Source organism: Spiribacter sp. 2438, from assembly GCF_009676705.1.
In the GTDB taxonomy this organism is placed as follows: domain Bacteria; phylum Pseudomonadota; class Gammaproteobacteria; order Nitrococcales; family Nitrococcaceae; genus Spiribacter.
The window spans coordinates 1,174,815-1,193,748 of the sequence record NZ_CP046046.1; the positions used below are offsets into that span (position 1 = coordinate 1,174,815).

The window sequence follows — 18,934 nt, forward strand, 5'->3', positions numbered from 1 at the left end:
TTATGGAATAAAAACCAATCCTGCCCCGATAATCACGCCGCTCACCACCAGGACAATCAGGCAGTAGCCCATGATGTCCTTGGCTCTGAGGCCTGCGATGGCCAATGCCGGCAGCGCCCAGAAGGGTTGGATCATATTCGTCCAGGCATCACCCCAGGCAACCGCCATTGCCGTTCGGGCAACATCGGCGTTCAGTGCCAGCGCAGCATCCAGCATGATGTCTGCTTGGACGGCCCATTGCCCACCACCAGACGGCACAAAGATGTTTACGATGCCAGCACTCAAAAACGCGAACAGCGGGAATGTGAAGCTATTGGAAATCGCCACGAATCCCTGTGAGATGGTCGCCGCCAGGCCCGAGTCAATCATCATGCCCATGATGCCTGCATAAAACGGGAACTGAATGATAATCCCGGAGGCGCCCTTGACTGCCTCCTGCAGGCTTCGGAGAAACTGACTGGGTCTGCCGTGGAGCATGATTCCGAGCATCAGGAACGTAAAGTTGACGATGTTGAGATTCAAGGTCCCACTGTTGGCAATGAAGTAGTATCCGATGAACACCAGGCCCATCACACCCACCGCCTGAGCCAGCGTCACGCTGTTTTCCAGGCGATCCGCCGGCGTCTCAACGGGCGGAAGTTCCTCGCCCTCCTCCTCCTCACGCAGCTTCTCGGGGTCGACGACGTGCGCTTTTTCCGGAGGGCCCATCATCATGCGGTTTACGAGCGGGATGATGATGATAATCGCTAAAACAATCAGCAGGTTGAATGTGGCGAAGATCGTGTCGCTGGTGCTGACAATTCCGATCTTATCCTGGGTAAAATGCCCCTCGGTAGCGATCAGGAGCCCAATGGAGCTCGCCAGCCCCCCGTGCCATACCAGAAATCCACTGTAGGCACTGGCGATCAAAAGGCGGTAGTCCACCCTCGGTACCACTTGGGCCAGCTGACGGGCGAACAGAGCCCCGATGACGAGGCCAAAACCCCAGTTGATCCAGGCCGCGACCATCGATACCAGCGTGACGAGCACAATTGCGGCACCTGGTGTGCTGACCGATCTGGCAAGCGCAGACAGAATACGCCGAAAGAAAGGCGTACTGGCGAGTACAAACCCAGTGGTCAGCACCAAAACCATCTGCATGCCAAAGGTCAGCAGGTTCCAGAAGCCCCCGCCCCAGAATTCCACCATAGCGACAGGGCTTTGCCGCTCGACACCCATTCCCAGGGCGAAAACCAACAGAGTCAATACAAGCACGAATATAAAGGGATCCGGCAGGTATCGCTCGACCATGCGAACTGATCGGTTCGTAATTGCCTGAAACATCGCCACTCTCCTCACGTTTTGTTTTTATCGGCGAAGGCAATATAGGGGGGATGAAACCTGTGCACAAGCACGGCGCAATCGATGCGTCGTCGTGGTCAGACAACAGGAGGAGTGACCGTGACAGAAATCCACATCGAGCACTACATCAACGTCCGGTCAGTCACGCATTCCGCCGCGCACACCCAGGTTACCTCTATGGGAATCCCTGCCATCCGCGTTACCTTGTCGCCATGAGACTACGAGTGCTTGCCCATTGGGTGGCCCTGGCCGCCTGGATCGCCCTGCTGGCCGGCTGCACCGGGGCGGGATCCCCCGCTGGCGGTCCCGCGGCCCCGTCGGACCAACCCGCTGACATGGCGCCGAGCGCGCTTCCCGACGGGCAGCGTTATGAGGTCGCTCCGGAGGCGTCCCACCTGCGCATTGTGCTGGGAACCGCCGGGCCCCTGGCCAACCTTGGCCACCCCCATGTCATCGGCGGGCCGGTGATTGCTGGCGAGATCATAATCGCCGATCCGTGGGAGGACTCGGCATTTCGTCTGCAAATTCCGGTGGAATCATTGCAAGTCGATCCACCGGCCTGGCGGGCAGCCGAGGGATTTGATCCCGAGGTCCCGGAAAGCGACATTGCCGCCACCCGCGACAATATGCTGAGCGAGACCCAGTTGAATGCCGCCGAACACCCCATGATCCGAATCGACAGCCTGGCGATTCGCGGCCCCCAATGGCAGCCGGACATTACTCTGCAAATGACCGTGGCCGGGGAGACCTCGGTGCATCGCGTACCGGTTGCGCTGGAATGGGACGCGGATCAGCTGACCGCCACTGGCCAGCTGCGCACGACTTTCACGGCACTGGGCCTTGAACCCTACTCCGCGCTGGGCGGAGGCCTGCGGGTCGCCGATGAATTCTTCATGCGCTTTCGAGTGCGCGCTCTCCCCGAGTGAGTCCGAGCCCCTGTAGCTGGGGTATCATGGTCAGACAACAACAACCATGAGTGAGGAGGAGCGACCGTGACAAACGTTCGCATCGGGCACTACATCAACGGCCGGTCAGTCACGGATTCGACCGCGCAGACCCAGACCGTCACCAATCCCGCCACTGGCCAAATCACCGCCCGCGTTGAGATGGCCGACAAGGCGGGAACGGAACAGGCCATCGCAGCCGCCGATGCCGCGCTGCCTGGCTGGCAGGACACGCCGCCGCTGGCCCGCGCGCGAGTAATGTTCCGTTATAAGGCGCTCATTGAGGAACACTTCGAGGACATCGCCAGCCTGATCACCCGCGAGCATGGCAAAGTCATTGAGGATGCTCGTGGAGAACTGACCCGCGGCCTCGAGGTGGTGGAGTTTGCCTGTGGGGCACCGCAGCTTCTGAAGGGCGAGCATACGCCGCAGGTGGGCCGCGGTGTTGACGGCTACACCATGCTCCAGTCCGTTGGTGTCTGTGCCGGCATCACGCCTTTCAACTTCCCGGCCATGGTGCCCATGTGGATGTTCCCGGTTGCACTCATCTGCGGCAACACTTTTGTCCTGAAACCGTCCGAGAAAGACCCGTCCGTCCCCCTCCTTCTCGCCGAACTGATGAGCCAGGCAGGCGCCCCTGAAGGCGTGTTTAACGTGGTCAACGGAGGCAAGGAGTCGGTTGACACGCTGCTCGCTGACCCGCGGGTGGAGGCGATCAGTTTCGTCGGGTCGACCCCGGTGGCCGAATACATCTATTCCACCGGGTGCGCTCATGGCACGCGCGTACAGGCGCTCGGCGGCGCCAAGAATCACATGGTGGTGATGCCAGATGCCGACATGAATCAGGCCGTCGACAGCCTGATGGGCGCCGGTTACGGATCTGCCGGCGAGCGCTGCATGGCCATTTCGGTGGCAGTGGCGGTTGGCGATGAAACCGCAGACACGCTTGTTGAATCACTCCGCCCCCGGGTCGAAGCGCTGCGGATCGGCGATGGCCTGGCCGAACAGGGCCTGGAGATGGGGCCGCTGGTCACCCGGGAGCATTTGGAAAAGGTCCGCGGGTACGTCGAGCTTGGCGTGTCCGAGGGCGCGGTCGCCGTGGTCGATGGCCGTCAGAGGAGCCTGGATGGCGACGGGTTTTTCCTGGGAGGAACCCTCTTCGATCGCGTGGAACCCTCGATGCGGATCTATCAGGAGGAGATCTTCGGGCCCGTTCTCTGTGTGGTCCGGGCGCCGGATTATGAAACCGCACTGGCTCTGGTCAATCAGCACGAATTTGGCAATGGCACGGCCATCTTCACCCGGGATGGAGATACCGCCAGGCAGTTCACCCAGGATGTGCGGGTCGGGATGGTGGGCGTTAATGTCCCGATTCCGGTGCCGATGGCGTTTCACAGTTTTGGCGGCTGGAAACGCTCGATATTCGGACCGCTGAACGTGCACGGCCCGGACGGTGTGCGTTTTTACACCCGGAAAAAAGCCGTCACGGCACGCTGGCCCAAAAGCGTATCAGCCGGCTCCGAATTCACCATGCCAACCATGAAGTGAAGGCCGCTGCGGCTTTTTCCAGGTCGATCTATTGGCCCTTGCGGGACTCGTCGCGCAAGGTGCTGTACAAATCGTAGGCCAGAAGGGCGACCACCAGAATTGCAACACCCCACAGGTCCCAACGCTGGAGCTCTATAACCAGAACACCAATAAAACCGAGCATCGCCAAAAACGCGATGCCTGCAAGTATCCGATTCATCCGATTACCCTTTCCCGGTTGGTCATGCCGATTCAGCCCAGTGGGTCAGCCAGTTCGCACACCTTAACAGCCGTCCATCGTTGCCATGCTCCCCAACCAGCTGGACGCCCATGGGCAGGTTTTTGCTGCTGGTAAGGAGAGGCACCGTCACTGCCGGGCTTCCGGTCAGCGTCCACAGGCCGTTGAAAACCGAATCTCCCGTGGTGTCCAGTGATTCCGGGGCCGGCCCCGGAGCTGCCGGACAAAGAATACAATCGCAGCGCGCGAGGATCTCTTCCAGTGCCGCATTGAGCAGTTTTGGCACATCCAGCGCGGAGAGGTAATCCCGGGCAAGAATCCCCTCACCACTCGCTAACGCGGTCCGCATGGTGCGGCTCAATACCTCGCCTCCGTCCCGTCCATAGCGGTAGTAACAACGCGCCATTTCTGCGAGGTTGATATCCTCGCGAACGCCGACGGCCTGATTGAAAACCGACGGCAGTTGCACTTCAAAGCATTGGTCTCCGAGCGCCTCGGCCAATTCCGCAAACGCCTCATGGATTTCGGGATCAGCGTCCTCCCAGCCCGGCGGGTGGATCAAAGCAAACACCGGCGGCAAGGGTGCATCGGCACCTGCCGTCTCCAGAAGCCGCGGATGTGGCTGCAGGCGGGTCGCTGGATCCGCCTCATCGACCCCGAACAGGACCTCTGCAATCAGCGCCGCGTCGACAGCTGTGCGCGCGAACACGCCCACGGTGTCCAAAGAAGGAGACTGTGTGAGCACCCCACGCCGTGGCACCGCACCGAAGGTCGGCTTGAAACCGGTTACCCCGCAGAAGGACGCCGGCCGGATCACCGATCCGCCGGTCTGAGTACCGATCGCCAGCGGTACCATCCCGGCGGCTACGGCCGCTGCGGACCCCTGGGACGAACCGCCGGGCGTGCAGGCCGTGTTGTGGGGGTTGCGAGTCTTGCCGGGGTGGAGATAGGCCAGCTCGGCGGTCACGGTTTTGCCCATGATCACGGCACCCGCGGATTTCAGGCGCTCAACGACATAAGCGTCCCTGGATGGCACGCGGCCGGCATCCACCGCCGTGCCGTTCTCGGTGGGAATGCGGGCGGTGTCAATGACATCCTTGATACCCACCGGAAGGCCATGCAGGGGGCCCAGCGGCAGACCCAGCGAACGCTGGCGATCCAGCAGCGCCGCCTGCTCTCGCGCGTGGGCGGGATCGTGCCAGCACCAGGCTTTGACCTCATCTTCACGAGCCGCGATCTGCTCAATGCAGGCTTCGGTGAGCTCAGCCGCCTTAATACTGCCGGCCGCGAGCTCGTCACGCAGGGCGATTGCGCTCAGGCCCAGGAGATTTCTTTGCGGCTTAGCCATAGAAGAGCTCCGGGAGATAGAACACGATCTGCGGGAAGGTGTACATCACGACCATTGACAGAATGACACAGACCAGGAATGGCATACACCCGGCAAATATCTGAGTGAGTTTCACCGAAGGTGGTGCAATGCCTTTCAGGTAATAGGCCGACATCGCCATGGGTGGCGTCAAAAAGCTGGTCTGCAGGTTCAATGCCACCAGAATCCCGAAGAACAGGGGGCTGATGTCGAACAGAGCCAACAGGGGCAAAAAGATGGGGACGAAGATAATAATGATCTCTGACCACTCAAGCGGCCACCCCAGCAGGAAGATGATGAGCTGCGCGAGAATCAGGAATTGCAGCGGCGTCAGATTCAACCCCTGAACGAACTCGGAGATCACATGTTCGCCACCGAGGTAGGAAAAGACTGAGGAAAAAACATAAGACCCGACGAACAGCCAGCACACCATGGCCGTCGTCCGCACTGTCAGGTAGATGCTCTCCCTCAGTCTTTGCCAGGTCATCGCCCGATAGGCAAACCCCAGCAGTAAGCCGCCGATGGCGCCAATCGAGGCGGCTTCCGTCGGCGTTGCGAGACCAAAGAAAATCGAGCCGAGCACCGAGAAGATCAGCAGCGCCAGCGGCAGGAATGACGTAAGCAGCATCAGGAGCACTTTGCTCATGGGCACGTCCGGGATCTCTTCCGGACTCGGCCTGGGGGCGACGTTCGGCTGAAGCGCCGCCCGTGCCACCACGTAAACCAGATAGAGACCGGCCAGCACCAGGCCCGGCAGCAGCGCGGCAGCATATAGCCGGACGATGGAAACATTGGAAGCGGCTGCATAGACAATCAGCAGAATGGACGGCGGAATCATGATGCCCAGTGTCCCGCCCGCACAGATGATGCCGCTGGCGAAAGAATGGCTGTAGCGCGCCTTCAGCATCGCCGGCAGTGCCAGAAGCCCCATCAGCGTGACCACCGCACCGACGATGCCGGTGGCCGTGGCGAACAACGCGCACGTCACCAGCGCCGCGACCCCCATTGAACCCGGCATGTTCTTGGCCGCAATGTTCAGCGTATTGAACAGCCGACTGACAATATTGGTCCGCTCAACCACATACCCCATAAAGAGGAAAAGCGGAATGGCGGTCAGTACCTCGTTGGCCATTACCGAGTACGTCTGATTAACGAACAGGTCGAAGACTCGATTATTAAAAAACCCGCCAATATAGGCGGTGCCTTGTTCCCAGAGCGTGGCGTCCTCCGGCAGGCGGTCATAGGTGCGCCACATGCGACCCGCATTAAAGAAGGCGTAGTAACCAACGCCAATGCCCATCGCCATCAGCGTAAAAGCAATCGGAAACCCAAGAAAAACAAAAAGAATAAATACGCCCAGCATCATCAGGGCGACTTGGGGATCAGTCATTGAACCGCGTCCTTCTTAGCCTCGGCGGCTTCCTTCATAAGCCGCTCTTCGGTTTCCAAAACGTCCTCATCAGAGGGAATCCACTCGTTGGTGCGCATGGCAATGATGCAGCGCATGACCTGAGCAATGCCCTGAATGAACAGCAGCACACCGGCGACAACGATGACCGTTTTGAATTGGTAAATCGGGATTCCGGCCGGGCTGTTGACCGATACCTCGCCAAACGCCCACGACCTTGAGGCGTATTTCCAGCCAGCAATGATCAGGGCCGTAATCCCGGGAAAGAAGAAAATGATGTAGAGAAAAAGGTCGAGGGCACCCTGGTGCTTCGGCTGAAGAAGGCGATACAGAAAATCGCCGCGCACGTGCCCGCCCCGAGAAAGTGTATAGGCCCCTCCCATCATGAAGATCGTGCCGTACATGATGAATGACACATCCAGGGCCCAGGGCGTCGGGCTATTCAAGCCATAGCGGACGAAAACCTCATAGCCGGTACCTGCTGCCATGAAAATAATTAGCCAGGCGAACGCTTTGCCGAACCAGGCGGACAGACTGTCCGCAAAGCGAATGTAACTGAGCATGGAGACCCCTCAATCAACAAGCTCCCGATAACGCCGTTACCGGGAGCTTTAACGCCTGAAGAAAACGGCTTTAGACCAGGCGACCCGGGAAGTTGTGCTCGTAAGCACGCTCCATGGTCGCTTCACCCGTGTTCATGAGGGTGTAGTAAGCCGTCCGCTCGAACCACGCACGCTGACTGGCGAGCACCTTCTCCATGAAGGGATCTTCTTCAGCCAACTCGGCCTCGAGCTCGGTCCAGGCTTCGAGCTGTGCGTCCAGAATCTCGCCAGAGGTCCGATGCAGGGTCACACCATCTTCCTCGACCAGGCCGACGAGATCACGGGAGTACCGATCGTGGGAGGCGCAGATGTTGTGCAGCGTGGCAGCTTCAACAGCATGCATCACGATGGCCCGCAGGTCGTCATCCAGGTCCTCGAGGAAGTCGCGGTTGAAGATGTACTCCATGGTTTCCGCAGCCTGATGGTAGGAACCCATGTACCAGTCCTTGGAGACGTCCTGGGCGCCGAAATCGCGATCGGAGGACGGGTTATTGAACTCGAAGGCGTCGATCACACCGCGCTCCATGGCGGGCACAATTTCACCACCCGGCAACTGAGAAACCGACATGCCCATCTTCTGCAGCAGATCAGCGGCAAGCCCCACCGTCCGGTAACGCAGGCCCCTCAGGTCTTCAACACTATTGACTTCGACATTGAACCAGCCAAACGGCTGGGAGGGATGTGGGAAGCCGAGCATGCCGACCACATTCATTCCCAACACATCCTGGGTGAGCTCGCGATAGAGCTCATCGCCACCACCCTGATAGAACCAGGCGAGGAAGTTGATGGCATCACCGCCGTAGCAAGGCCCGGTGCCGAAAAGCGATGCGGCCTTATGCTTGCCGTACCAGTACGGTGGCACCGAATGGGCGGCATCAAGAATGCCGTCGTTACAGCCGTCCATTACCTGGAACGCGCCGACCACAGCGCCCGCCGGCAGCAGGTCGACCCGAAGACGGCCGCCGGACATCACTTCCACGCGATCCGCGTAGTTCTGGGCGAACTGCTGCCAGACGTTTCCAGACGGCCAGGAGGTCTGCATGCGCATCACCAGCGGCGCCTGAGCGTTCACATAGGGCGCGCCAAGAATCGTTGTACCGGCCGCTACACCTCCCGCGGCGGCCAGACTACCCTTCAGAAACTTCCGGCGTGAGCTGTCGGTTTCTACAGCTTCCTTGTTGACAGAGCTCTTCGTGGAATCAGTCATGGTCTCTCCTCCCGTTTGTAGGAGCGCTCGCTTATTGGTGCGAGGCGCCAGACCAGATTGGTCTGTCCACGCAATAAATCATACTTGTGAGCATCGAGCAAATGCCTTTTTCCTGATAAGCAAATCGATGGCTCAGCGCAAGGAGAGCTCTATGATGACCACCAGAACGAGTCCGGCCGCAGCGGGCCAGATACGCCGCAGAAACACACCAAACAGCACCGCCGGTATGAGAACGGTTAAGGCGGCCAGAGTATGCGGCAGCGCCGCCACCCCCGTCGCCGCCATGGCCCAGATTCTGGTGAGGCCAAGCACGCCGAGCAGCAGCCCCACCAGGACACTGCGATTCTGAAACAGCGGCTCCGTCATTAATGCTCCTGAGACAGCCGGTTTTGCTCTACTCTTAAGGACGTCACAGAGGACATCAACCCGTTATGTGTGAACTGCTCGCAATGAGTGCCAACACGCCGACCGACCTGTGCTTCAGCTTTACCGGGCTGGCTCGCCGGGGCGGCGCCGTGGGGCCTCATCGAGACGGCTGGGGAGTCGCTTTCTATGAGGGACGCGGCGTGCGGGTTTTTCACGATCCGAGCGCCAGCGCCGATTCTCCCATCGCCGAGGTGGTGCGCACCCATCCCATCAAGAGCCTGGCGGCCATATGTCACATCCGTCAGGCCAATGTCGGGCGTGTGGGACTGGAGAATACTCATCCGTTCATTCGAGAATTGTGGGGGCGTTACTGGAGCTTTGCCCACAACGGCCAGTTACCGGATTTCCGGGCCCGCCCCGGCGTCTACCAACCGGTGGGAGACACCGACAGCGAGAACATTTTCTGCGATCTGTTGAACCGGATTCGGGCGGATCACGGTCCGGATGACCCCGACGAGGCGCTGCTCGAGACCATTGTTCAGGCCTCGGCGGAATACGCGCGGGAGCGGGTGTTCAACCTGCTGCTGAGCAATGGGCACTGGGTCTTCACCTTCTGTACCACCCGACTCGTGGCCATCACCCGGCGCGCGCCCTTCGGCCCGGCCCAGCTGAAGGACGCGGATGTCACCGTGGACTTCGAAGCGGTGACCACACCCAGCGACGTGGTGAGCGTCATTGCCACCGAGCCGCTGACCCGCGATGAGCAGTGGGACACCTATCAGCCCGGTGAATGGCGTCTGTGGCGCGACGGGCTGGTGGTGGCTTCCGGGGTGGAGTCCATTCCGACCTGGGTCCACCCCGACTGAGTCACTGCCCCTTGGGCCGCAACGCCCCGCGGCCACCATCCACCGGAAACACCTGACCGGTAATCCAGCCGGCGTCGTCGCTCAGCAGAAATGCCGCCATCGCCGCGGAATCCTCCGGTGAGCCCACCCGCTTCAGGGGATGAGCCGCCGCCAGCGCCTCGGCCATGGGCTCGCTGGAGAGCAGCGGCCCGGCAATCCCGGTCTGGCTGATACTGGGGGCGATGCAGTTGACCCGCACCTCGGGTGCGAGATCCGTGGCGAGGGATCGGGCCAGTGCTTCCACGCCACCCTTGGCGGCGGCGATCACCGCATGATTGCCAAAGCCCTGCTCCGCCGCCACGGTAGAAAACATGACGACACTGCCCTTCGCCTTGCGCAGCGCCGGTGCCGCGGCTTGTACCGCGAGGGCGGCCCCCACGGTATTCAGCCGGTAGCAGTCGACCAGGTCGGATTCTGTGAGGCTTTTCAGCGGTTTGAGCACGATGCTGCCGACACAGTAAGCCAGGCCGGCGAGGCCCTCGTCGGTCGAGGCCTCCTCCACGGCGGTTTTGATGGCGTTGGTGTCCATGACATCGCAGGTGACCACGGCAGCACCGGTTTCCTCGGCCAGCGACTGGACGCTGTCCGGATCCCGTGCCGACAGCACCAGCGGGTATCCCGCAGCCGATAAACGCCTTGCCAGTGCTTCGCCAATGCCCCCGTGGGCGCCCATGATGAGAACCGGTGCCGTCATTGTCTGGACCCTCTCGCCGTTGTCTTTGTGCAGGAAAACTCTTCATCATGGACACGCAGAAAGCGGGATTGGTGCCATGACGGAGACATCTGAGACAGGGCTGCTGATCATCGATTTCGAGGCCACTTGCGATGACCGGGGGGCTCTGCCCGCTGCCGACATGGAAATCATTGAAATCGGCGCCGTCCTGCTGGATGCCCGCCGTCAGGTGGTGGGCCAGTTCCAGCGCTTCGTCAAACCCGTCAAAAATCCGGTGTTGACCGATTTCTGTACCAAGCTGACCGGCATCCATCAGCGCGATGTGGAGACCGCCCGGACGTTTCCGGAAGCCGCCCACGGTCTTGAGGCATGGCTTCGCCTGACCACGCCCATTGCCCCCGCTGCCTGGGCCAGCTGGGGCGCCTATGACCGCAAGCAACTGCGGCGGGATTGCGAGAGGCACCAGATTCCCCATCCACTGGATTTACCCCATTGCAACGTCAAACAGGCCTTTGAGCACATCCACGGCGGCCATGGCTGGTCGCTCCAGGACGCGCTCGCCCATCGGCGAATGCGCTTTGAAGGGAGTCTTCATCGGGGACTGGATGATGCCCTCAACATCGCGCGCATTCTTCAGAAAGATTCCCGGGTGTTCGAAGCGCTGGGTGCCTGAACGATGATCCCGTTGACCGCCAAGCTGGGATATACCCTCTGGATCGCCCTGTGGGTGCCGTTGATCCAGACCACTTACGGGCCTCAGAACTTCTTCTGGCTTTGCAATATCGCTCAGCTGATCCTGCTGTATGCCATCTGGCGCGAGAACCGGTTACTGCTCGCCAGCCAGAGCGGGATGTTTTTTCTGGTGGGAAGCGGATGGACGCTGGATCTGGTGGTGGCGATGGCCCTGGGCGGCTACAGCGTCACCGGTTTCACCACCTACATGTTCAACCCGGACATTTCACTGGTGGTCCGGCTGTCTTCGCTTTACCACACGGCGCTGCCGCCGTTCCTGCTATGGCTGGCCTGGCGGGTTGGGCATGACCGTCGCGGGCCCTGGCTGCAGTGCCTGATCGGCGCTGCGGGGGTCATTGGCGGGTGGCTCTTTACCGACCCGGAGCGCAATATCAACTGGGTGTATGAGTTCTTCGGCCTGGCCGCTCTGGTGGATTCCACCGCGCTGTGGGTGGCCTGCCTGCTGGTGATTTATCCACTGACGTTGTTCTTCCCCGGCGACTGGCTGTTTCGACGGTTTCTGCGCTGGCTTGGCTAGGCCGTCGACCCGGCTGGAGACACGGTTAGACCAGGATGACCAGCCACACCAGAACCGCCACCGCGATACTCACGAATACCGCTGCCGAGCCCACATCCTTGGCTTTCGCGGACATCGGATGCTTCTCCGGTCCGAATCGATCGATGGCGGACTCCACCCCGGTGTTCAGCAGCTCGGTAATCAGTACCAGCCCGATGCTGCCGATCAGAAGCGCCCGCTCGACACCGTCGCTGCCCAGCCAGATCGCCAGCGGAATGAGCACCACCGCCAGATAGACCTCGAGGCGGAAGGCGGCCTCGTCTTTGAATGCCTGCCGCAGGCCGGTCAGGGAGCAGCGGGTCGCTTGTATCAGCCGATGCATTTGATTGAACGCACTCCGGTCAACCCGCGGTCATGTTCGCAGAAAAAACACCAGCGTCGTCGCTGCGCCCACTATAACGATGAACGCTCTCAACGCCGCGGGATGAACCCGACGCCCGATGGTAACGCCCAGCACCCCGCCCGCGCTGGCAGCAACAGCCATGGGCAGCACTTGCAACCAGGAGACTAATCCACCCATCGCATAAACCACTACAGCAACCAGCGTTAACACCGCAGAAAGCAGATTTTTCAGAGCATTGGCCGCGTTTAAATCATGGACACCCATCAGCCGGACTGCCGCGAGTATCACGATCCCCATGCCGCCATTGAAATAGCCGCCGTAGAGGCTGACCCCAACGATGCCCGCACGGCCCCAGAAATGCCCACCCCGCCGGGCTTTCGCCATCAGCAGCCCGTGGAGGCGTGGCCCAAAGGCGAACAGCAGGGTGGCAAACAGCAAAAGCCACGGCACGATCAACGAAAAAGCCTCGTTGGAGCTCACCAGCAGCAGCGTGGCACCCAGCGTCCCGCCAATAGCTCCGAGGATCACCACTAGGAGCACGGACAGCCCGGCGGGGGAGCGGATGAACTCACGGCCACTCCAGGCACTGGCCAGATACCCGGGCAGCAGCGCCGTGGTCCCCGTGGCATTGGCCATCACCGGTGGCACACCGGTCAAAACCAGAGCCGGAAGCGTAAAGAAACTACCGCCCCCGGCCAATGCGTTAAGCAGGCCGCCGGCAAAGGCGGCCACCGTTATCACAACGAGATTCACTGATTGGTCGAGCATGACGGCAGAGTCTACGCCAGCCGTGGGCTAACCGGCCCCTCCACCACCAATCGCTTCCAGCCCAGAAAACCCTCCAGGTCCACTTGATAAGGGCCCCGATCCAGGCTCGCCGCGCGATAGACCGTAACGCCCTCATCGGCTTGCACCTCAAAACCCGCCGAATCGTCCGGCACCCGGGGTTCGGCCATGGGGATCAGGGCGGTGCCACCACAACAGCCGTGCTGAGGGGCCGCCCGCAGCGTCACTGCCCCGCCCCGCTGCTGCACCCAATCTCGGGCGGCTGGCGTCAAGCGCACCGATACCATGAGTCAGGCGCTGGCCGCTGGCATGGACTCTGACGGCGCATCGGCGGGGAACCAGTTCCGGGTGCGGTTGGCAATGCGCACCAGCGCCAGCATCAGCGGAACCTCTACCAGCACGCCCACCACCGTGGCCAGCGCCGCTCCGGACTGCAGACCGAACAGGGCGATGGCCGCGGCCACGGCCAGCTCAAAGAAGTTACTGGCACCAATCAGTGCGCCGGGGGCGGCCACCGAGTGCCGGACTCGCCAGGCTTTGGCCCAGCGATAGGCGATAAAGAACACCAGGAAGGTCTGGATAATCAGCGGAATGGCGATCAGCAGGATATGCAGCGGGTTGTTGAGAATCACCTCGCCCTGGAAGGCAAACAACAGAATCAGCGTCAAAATCAGGCCAATGGGCGTCACCGGCGCCAGGCGTTTCATGAACACCCCGTCGAACCATTCCAGACCCCGACGACGGATCATGAGCACCCGGGTGAGATAGCCCGCCGTGAGCGGGATGACAATGTAGAGAAACACCGACAGCGCCACCGTGTCCCAGGGCACCTGAATGTCGGAAATGCCCAGCAGGAAAACCACAATCGGGGCGAAGGCAAACAGCATGATCAGATCATTCACCGACACCTGCACCAGCGTGTAAGCCGCATCCCCCCGGGTAAGGTAGCTCCAGACGAAGACCATGGCCGTACACGGAGCTGCCCCGAGGAGAATCGCCCCAGCCAGGTACTCCCGAGCAAGGGCCTCGGGAATGAAGGGCTGGAACACCACCATGAGGAAAAACCAGGCAATGGCGAACATGGTGAAGGGCTTGATCAGCCAGTTTACCGTCGTGGTAATTATCAGGCCCCGGGGCTGCCGGCGCACGCCGAGGATCGACGTGAAATCCACCTGCACCATCATGGGGTAGATCATTGCCCAGATGAGAATCGCCACCGGGATGGAGACCTGGGCGTACTCGAACCGTGCCAGGGTATCCGGCACCACCGGCAGAAACTGCCCGATGAGCACGCCGGCGATCATGCCAAGGGCCACCCACACGGTGAGATAGCGCTCGAAAATTCCCATGCCCTCTTTAATGGAAGGGGCATCCTGAGTGACCGCGGATTCGCTCATGAGACAACCTGCCTTAATTAGGAGAGGGACGGTTCGGCATGCGGGTGAGTCGCTGCCGCGCTCCGGCACCGGGTGCTCCACTGCCGGAGGCTTCAGCCGCGGCAACGATCACCCGGTGCGCCCAGTCCGGCAGACCTTCCGCCAATCGGTAATGCACCCACTGACCCCGCCGCTCGTCGGTCACGACACCGGCATCCCGGAGCTGAGCCAGGTGGCGGGAGATTTTGGGTTGCGACAGCTGCAGGGCATGGGTCAGCTCACAAACACAGAGCCTGCCCTCGGCATGGAGCAGCATCACGCTCTGCAGGCGCGTGGGGTCCGCGAGGAGCCGAAACAGTGTTTCCGGGCTGAACGTCATGACGGGAGTATACGGTTTCCCGTATATATGGGCAAAAAGATATTCAGCCTTACCGGTCGATCGTCGACCCGGTCTGCCCCATACTGAATTCGATGTTCACTCGCCGGTCAAAGAATTAATTGATTCTGAACCCGACTCTGGATAACCCGTGCATCGACTGCTGACCGTTTTCATCATTGCCGTCATGGTCTCCGCCTGCAGCCGGGTGGAGCTCGCCTACGAAAACGCCGACTGGCTGGCCGCCTGGCGGATTGGTAGCTATCTGGAGCTGGATCGGGATCAGCGAGGGCGTTTGCGGGAGGGACTGACGGCCTACCAGGCGTTTCACCGGGAGAACCGTCTGCCCGCGGTCAATGCCCAGCTGCAGGCCTGGGATTCGCTATTGCAGACCTCAAACCTCACGCCGGCAGCGGTTGAGCAACGCTTCGCCGAGGCAGAAGCAACCCTGCGGACCACGGTGGACGATCTGATCCCACTGGCCGCTGAACTGCTTCGGGATCTGGATGACTCCCAGATCAGCGCCCTCGGGGACGCAATGGCCGAGGGGCGCGATGCGTACGTGGAGCGGGCGCTTGAGGACCAGGACACGCGGGCCGTCGAACGGGCCCGGGATTGGGTGGATGACCTGAACACCCATCAGGAACAGATTCTGGCCACCTGCGTCAGCGACCTGCCGACGGTCACCGAAGCCTGGAGTACCTGGCGTCAGGGCATCGAAGAAGAGCTCATTGGCCTGCTGCGCCGGTCCGCCCCACAGGCCGAGGTGGAGGCGTTCCTGCGGGACTGGTGGCTGGAGGATGAAACCCGCCCGCCGGTGCTTCAGGCCTATCGACAGACCGCTCGAGCCACCTGGGAGGCTTGCACGTATACCCTGCTGGTCTCGCTAACGGATGGCCAGCGGGAAGAAGCGCGCCAGCGGCTCGCCCGCTACCGAAATGGGCTGGACGCATCGGCGGCGGTGGCGCAGAAGGATTAACATGGCACAGTCATTGGCGGACGACAGAAGGCCCATCGGCTCATGAAACCCACGTTGTATTTCGATGGCAGCTGCGGGCTGTGCCGGCGGGAAATCGAACACCTGAGGCCGCGGTTAAAGCCCCGTGCTCAACTGGTGGACATCAGCGCCAGCGACTTCGAACCGCCGGCGGGGTATACGCTGGCCGCCATGATGGAGCGTATCCACTTCCATGATGGCGACGGCATGCGGATCGGTCTGTCCGCCTCCTTGGGCTACTGGCGTCTGGCCGGGGGTGGATTTCGCTGGCTGGCGTTGCTGCTCAGTCTGCCGGGACTTTTTCAGATCGCCGACTGGGCTTACAACCGCTGGGCCGCCTGGCGAATCCGAAACCGGCACTGCGATCCGGTCCGGTAACCACCGCACGCCGGGCCAGCCGTCAGTTTTCGCACACCGCGCCGATCGCCTCGGCTCGGTCCACACCCTGCCCCGACGGCAGCGGTGCCGCCGGCGCATCAATGAAAGCGGCCACGTCCGCCAGCACCCGATCGGCAATGCTGGATCGGGTCAGCATGTGGTAGCCCTCCGGGTAATGGGCCACCCGCCAGGGGCCGTCGGTGGGCAGGCGCTGGTACATGGCACACATGGCTTCCGGGGGAATGACCTCGTCCTGGCCGCCGTATTGAATGAGCATGGTGGCCCGATCGAGTTGCGGGATGGCCTCCAGTGCCTCGTCCATGAGCTCGGCCACACCGGCCATCACCTCCACCCGGGTCCGGCGGATCCACAGCGGGTCTTCCGCCAGGTCATCCAGCACCGCGTCCAGATCGGTGGGCTCAATGCCTACGGCCCGAGCGCTCACCGCGAGGTCCGGTACCAGCCGCTCGCCCACCCAGAGCGCCCAGCGCTGATGCCAGGGCATCACCTCCTCGCCCCAGACCGCCGGGCCGCTCAGCACCACTCCATCTACCGGCAGATCCGGCTCCTGATCCAGCCCCAAGGCAATCACGGCGCCGCCCATGCTAATGCCCATGAGATAGATCGGCGTTTGGGGGTAGCGTTCGCGCAGCTGTCCCGCCACCCAGCTCGCGTCGGCCACCAGGGTGTCGGTTCCCGGCCAGCTGCCCCGGGCCTGACTGGCGCCGAACCCTCGCTGATCCCAGGCATAGACCGCCATACCCTCCGGCACCAGCGCGGCGGCGGTGGGGGCGAAGGAACCAGCGTGATCATTCAACCCATGGACGCCGAGGACAACGGCTCGGGGCGGCTCTCCGGTTTCCGGCGACGGCCCCCATCGGCGCAGCGGCAGCGGGGTGCCGTCTGCCATCACCACCTGATGTGGCGCCCGATCGGACACCGTGGTGCGGGCCTCCGGCGCGGTGCGATGAGCGGCCAGCGCCGGCTCATCCAGTGCCAGACCGGCCTCAACCCGGGGCTCCCCGACGTACGGGATCGACTCGTCATTCCCCTCCTCGGCACCCACCACGGCACATCCAGCTGCCATGGTGGTCACAAACAGACCAACCAACCATCGACGAAGCTTGAGCAATGCCTGATCCATGCTTGTTAGTCTCATCCGCCTGGTATCCGCTGTCGAGGATAGTATGAACCCATGCACCGCCCATCAGTGAGGGACCGGGTGACAGGCATTCGACGAAACCGCCGTCTTCTCGCACTGCTGGCATTGATTATCGCCGGCACCCTGCTTGCCGTTTTTCGTCCCTTTGATCTGGATGACGTGATAACCATCGGCGAGCGGCTGGCGGGCAACCCGCTGACTGCCGGAGTGTTGATTGGCGTTCAGGCCGTGATGCTCGCTCTGGCGCTGCCGGGCACCCTGGTGATCTGGCTGGTGGCGCCTTTCTACGAGCCGCCGCTGGCAACGGTTATCCTGACCATCGGCAGTACCCTCGGCGCTATCGGCGGCTATGCACTGGCCCGGCGGCTGGGTGGTGACGCTCCCGCCGCCCAAAGCCGCGGCGCCGTTATGCGGTTCCTGCAGCGCTACGGCAATCGATTTTCAACGCAATTTGCTCTTCGGGTTCTGCCCGGCTTCCCCCACTCGGTACTGAACTACGGGGCGGGCACACTGCGTTTCAACCTGCCCGCATACATCCTGGCGACAGTCTCCGGCCTGGCGATCAAGTGGTGGGTTTACAGCGCTGCCATCTACGAGCTCGCCGCCGCCGGCGTCACCGGCGAGCCCCCGGATCGGGGTGCGTTGATTCCCCTGTTGGGCCTTGCGCTGCTCATGGTGATCGGCGGCGCCGCCCGGGCCTGGGTCGAAAAGCGCAACGCCCGCTGAATTACATGGGCGGCGCGGTCAGGGTGGTAATGGTGGCGGTGACCAGCAGCACCCCGATAATCAGCAGGCCCTCCCAGCCCAGAGAGCGGCGCATTCGCCCCCCCGCCATGGCATCCCCCCGCTCCAGCGCCGGCGTCAGGCTCAGGCGGTTTCGGGCGGCCAGCAGGAGTGCACCGGCGAACAATGCCAGTTTGACCGCGAACAGCTGCCCGTAGGCGATGTCCATGACGGCCGGCAGCCCGCCGGTGAGCTGGTGCAGGGTCATGGCTCCGGCCACCGCCAGCACCGGAACCGCGACCAGCGCACGCCGGCCAAAGTCCCGCGCCAGGCGGGCCGCATGGCCCGTATCATAGCCGCTGGCCCGGTAAAGCGGAATGAAAATGCCCACCCAGAACGCCAGCAACAGCCAGTGAAGGGATACTAGGCCGACGAGAAGCCAGCCATCGGCACCCCGAGGGTGGCCCGTGAGCGCGAAACTGGCCGCGATGGCAACGGCACTCAAGGCGGCCAGGATCGCTCCGATGGCCCCCGAGAACCCGATCCCGAGAGCGAGTACCAGACCAATGACCAGCACCAGCATTGACTCTCCGGTGGTGCCGGACAGTGCCAGGGTGAGCAGGCTCGGATCCAGCGCAGCACCCCAGTCGTCTCCGCCCAGAAACACCGCCTGCAGAGCGACTCCGGCCAGCGCGAAAACCACGGTTACACCCGCCGCAGACGGCACCAGCACTTTCAGCAGACGGGATTCAGATCCCGGCAGACGCGGCAGCAACCAGGCCACCAGCAGCGACCCGGCGGTCACCAGCGCGGCGAGATACAGCCCAGCTCGGGCGATAATCATCAGCGCTTCCGTCGCAGACAGCCCCACCAGAGCTTCCATTGATCCTCTCCGTCATCGAAACCT

General features: G+C 62.0%; 23 protein-coding genes. 8 read left to right on the forward strand and 15 right to left on the reverse strand.

Annotated elements, in window-relative coordinates; translation table 11 throughout:
- The gene (locus GJ672_RS05830) at positions 1–1,323 is read right to left on the reverse strand and encodes a short-chain fatty acid transporter (protein ID WP_154296314.1); all 1,323 of its coding nucleotides are present in this window, start codon (positions 1,321–1,323) and stop codon (positions 1–3) included.
- A gap of 230 nt (positions 1,324–1,553) precedes the next feature.
- Between GJ672_RS05830 and GJ672_RS05835 the strand changes: the two genes are divergently transcribed.
- The gene (locus GJ672_RS05835) at positions 1,554–2,267 is read left to right on the forward strand and encodes a YceI family protein (protein ID WP_154296315.1); all 714 of its coding nucleotides are present in this window, start codon (positions 1,554–1,556) and stop codon (positions 2,265–2,267) included.
- Positions 2,268–2,333: 66 nt separating this feature from the next.
- Positions 2,334–3,833 (forward strand): CoA-acylating methylmalonate-semialdehyde dehydrogenase, encoded by a 1,500-nt coding sequence (locus GJ672_RS05840; protein WP_154296316.1) that lies wholly within the window; start codon positions 2,334–2,336, stop codon positions 3,831–3,833.
- A gap of 28 nt (positions 3,834–3,861) precedes the next feature.
- Here GJ672_RS05840 and GJ672_RS05845 read toward each other — a convergent pair whose 3' ends face one another.
- The 6 genes from GJ672_RS05845 to GJ672_RS05870 all read right to left on the reverse strand — a co-directional run bounded on the left by GJ672_RS05845 (position 3,862) and on the right by GJ672_RS05870 (position 8,999).
- Positions 3,862–4,032: a hypothetical protein gene (locus tag GJ672_RS05845; RefSeq protein WP_154296317.1), complete on the reverse strand. Its 171-nt coding sequence runs from the start codon at positions 4,030–4,032 to the stop codon at positions 3,862–3,864.
- A 22-nt stretch (positions 4,033–4,054) separates the two neighbouring features.
- On the reverse strand, positions 4,055–5,398 hold the full coding sequence (locus GJ672_RS05850) for an amidase (protein ID WP_154296318.1): 1,344 nt from the start codon (positions 5,396–5,398) through the stop codon (positions 4,055–4,057).
- On the reverse strand, positions 5,391–6,782 hold the full coding sequence (locus GJ672_RS05855) for a TRAP transporter large permease subunit (RefSeq protein ID WP_229381822.1): 1,392 nt from the start codon (positions 6,780–6,782) through the stop codon (positions 5,391–5,393). The genes GJ672_RS05850 and GJ672_RS05855 overlap by 8 nt, the downstream gene beginning before the upstream one ends.
- Positions 6,783–6,802: 20 nt before the next feature.
- Complete coding sequence (locus tag GJ672_RS05860) at positions 6,803–7,387, reverse strand: TRAP transporter small permease subunit (RefSeq protein WP_154296320.1); 585 nt, start codon at positions 7,385–7,387, stop codon at positions 6,803–6,805.
- Positions 7,388–7,457: 70 nt separating this feature from the next.
- Positions 7,458–8,633 carry a TRAP transporter substrate-binding protein gene (locus GJ672_RS05865; RefSeq protein ID WP_154296321.1) on the reverse strand — a complete coding sequence of 392 codons (1,176 nt, stop codon included), beginning with the start codon at positions 8,631–8,633 and terminating at the stop codon, positions 7,458–7,460.
- Between the two features lie 132 nt (positions 8,634–8,765).
- Complete coding sequence (locus tag GJ672_RS05870) at positions 8,766–8,999, reverse strand: hypothetical protein (protein WP_154296322.1); 234 nt, start codon at positions 8,997–8,999, stop codon at positions 8,766–8,768.
- Between the two features lie 65 nt (positions 9,000–9,064).
- Between GJ672_RS05870 and GJ672_RS05875 the strand changes: the two genes are divergently transcribed.
- Complete coding sequence (locus GJ672_RS05875; protein WP_154296323.1) at positions 9,065–9,865, forward strand: class II glutamine amidotransferase; 801 nt, start codon at positions 9,065–9,067, stop codon at positions 9,863–9,865.
- 1 nt (position 9,866) lies between these two features.
- Here GJ672_RS05875 and GJ672_RS05880 read toward each other — a convergent pair whose 3' ends face one another.
- A complete protein-coding gene (locus GJ672_RS05880; protein ID WP_154296324.1) occupies positions 9,867–10,598 on the reverse strand; it encodes an SDR family NAD(P)-dependent oxidoreductase in 732 nt (243 codons plus the stop codon).
- Positions 10,599–10,674: 76 nt separating this feature from the next.
- On the opposite strand from GJ672_RS05880, the gene GJ672_RS05885 reads away from it, so the two are divergent.
- Both GJ672_RS05885 and GJ672_RS05890 read left to right on the forward strand, forming a co-directional pair.
- A complete protein-coding gene (locus GJ672_RS05885; RefSeq protein ID WP_154296325.1) occupies positions 10,675–11,250 on the forward strand; it encodes a 3'-5' exonuclease in 576 nt (191 codons plus the stop codon).
- A 3-nt stretch (positions 11,251–11,253) separates the two neighbouring features.
- Positions 11,254–11,847, forward strand: a complete 594-nt coding sequence (locus tag GJ672_RS05890) for a hypothetical protein (RefSeq protein WP_154296326.1) — start codon at positions 11,254–11,256, stop codon at positions 11,845–11,847.
- Between the two features lie 25 nt (positions 11,848–11,872).
- Here GJ672_RS05890 and GJ672_RS05895 read toward each other — a convergent pair whose 3' ends face one another.
- From GJ672_RS05895 to GJ672_RS05915, 5 genes are read right to left on the reverse strand one after another with little or no spacing between them, the layout of a single operon-like run.
- Positions 11,873–12,208 (reverse strand): diacylglycerol kinase, encoded by a 336-nt coding sequence (locus GJ672_RS05895; protein ID WP_154296327.1) that lies wholly within the window; start codon positions 12,206–12,208, stop codon positions 11,873–11,875.
- Positions 12,209–12,238: 30 nt separating this feature from the next.
- Positions 12,239–12,997 (reverse strand): sulfite exporter TauE/SafE family protein, encoded by a 759-nt coding sequence (locus GJ672_RS05900; protein ID WP_154296328.1) that lies wholly within the window; start codon positions 12,995–12,997, stop codon positions 12,239–12,241.
- An 11-nt stretch (positions 12,998–13,008) separates the two neighbouring features.
- Entirely contained in the window at positions 13,009–13,263 is a 255-nt protein-coding gene (locus tag GJ672_RS05905; protein WP_370517579.1) for a CC/Se motif family (seleno)protein, read from the reverse strand.
- A 42-nt stretch (positions 13,264–13,305) separates the two neighbouring features.
- Positions 13,306–14,412 carry an ACR3 family arsenite efflux transporter gene (arsB, locus tag GJ672_RS05910; RefSeq protein ID WP_154296330.1) on the reverse strand — a complete coding sequence of 369 codons (1,107 nt, stop codon included), beginning with the start codon at positions 14,410–14,412 and terminating at the stop codon, positions 13,306–13,308.
- Between the two features lie 13 nt (positions 14,413–14,425).
- Positions 14,426–14,770 (reverse strand): metalloregulator ArsR/SmtB family transcription factor, encoded by a 345-nt coding sequence (locus GJ672_RS05915; protein WP_154296331.1) that lies wholly within the window; start codon positions 14,768–14,770, stop codon positions 14,426–14,428.
- Between the two features lie 148 nt (positions 14,771–14,918).
- Between GJ672_RS05915 and GJ672_RS05920 the strand changes: the two genes are divergently transcribed.
- Together GJ672_RS05920 and GJ672_RS05925 are read left to right on the forward strand one after the other, a co-directional pair.
- Entirely contained in the window at positions 14,919–15,746 is an 828-nt protein-coding gene (locus GJ672_RS05920) for a DUF6279 family lipoprotein (protein WP_154296332.1), read from the forward strand.
- Between the two features lie 42 nt (positions 15,747–15,788).
- Positions 15,789–16,142, forward strand: a complete 354-nt coding sequence (locus GJ672_RS05925) for a thiol-disulfide oxidoreductase DCC family protein (RefSeq protein ID WP_154296333.1) — start codon at positions 15,789–15,791, stop codon at positions 16,140–16,142.
- 22 nt (positions 16,143–16,164) lie between these two features.
- Here the strand turns inward: GJ672_RS05925 and GJ672_RS05930 are convergent, their stop codons facing one another.
- The gene (locus GJ672_RS05930; protein ID WP_154296334.1) at positions 16,165–17,301 is read right to left on the reverse strand and encodes an alpha/beta hydrolase; all 1,137 of its coding nucleotides are present in this window, start codon (positions 17,299–17,301) and stop codon (positions 16,165–16,167) included.
- 63 nt (positions 17,302–17,364) lie between these two features.
- Here GJ672_RS05930 and GJ672_RS05935 point away from each other — a divergent pair, with 63 nt between their 5' ends.
- Positions 17,365–18,030 carry a TVP38/TMEM64 family protein gene (locus GJ672_RS05935; protein WP_195759462.1) on the forward strand — a complete coding sequence of 222 codons (666 nt, stop codon included), beginning with the start codon at positions 17,365–17,367 and terminating at the stop codon, positions 18,028–18,030.
- A 1-nt stretch (position 18,031) separates the two neighbouring features.
- On the opposite strand, the gene GJ672_RS05940 is transcribed toward GJ672_RS05935, so the two are convergent.
- Positions 18,032–18,910, reverse strand: coding sequence for a CopD family protein (locus GJ672_RS05940; RefSeq protein WP_154296336.1), 879 nt, complete (start codon positions 18,908–18,910; stop codon positions 18,032–18,034).
- Positions 18,911–18,934 lie beyond the last annotated feature (24 nt).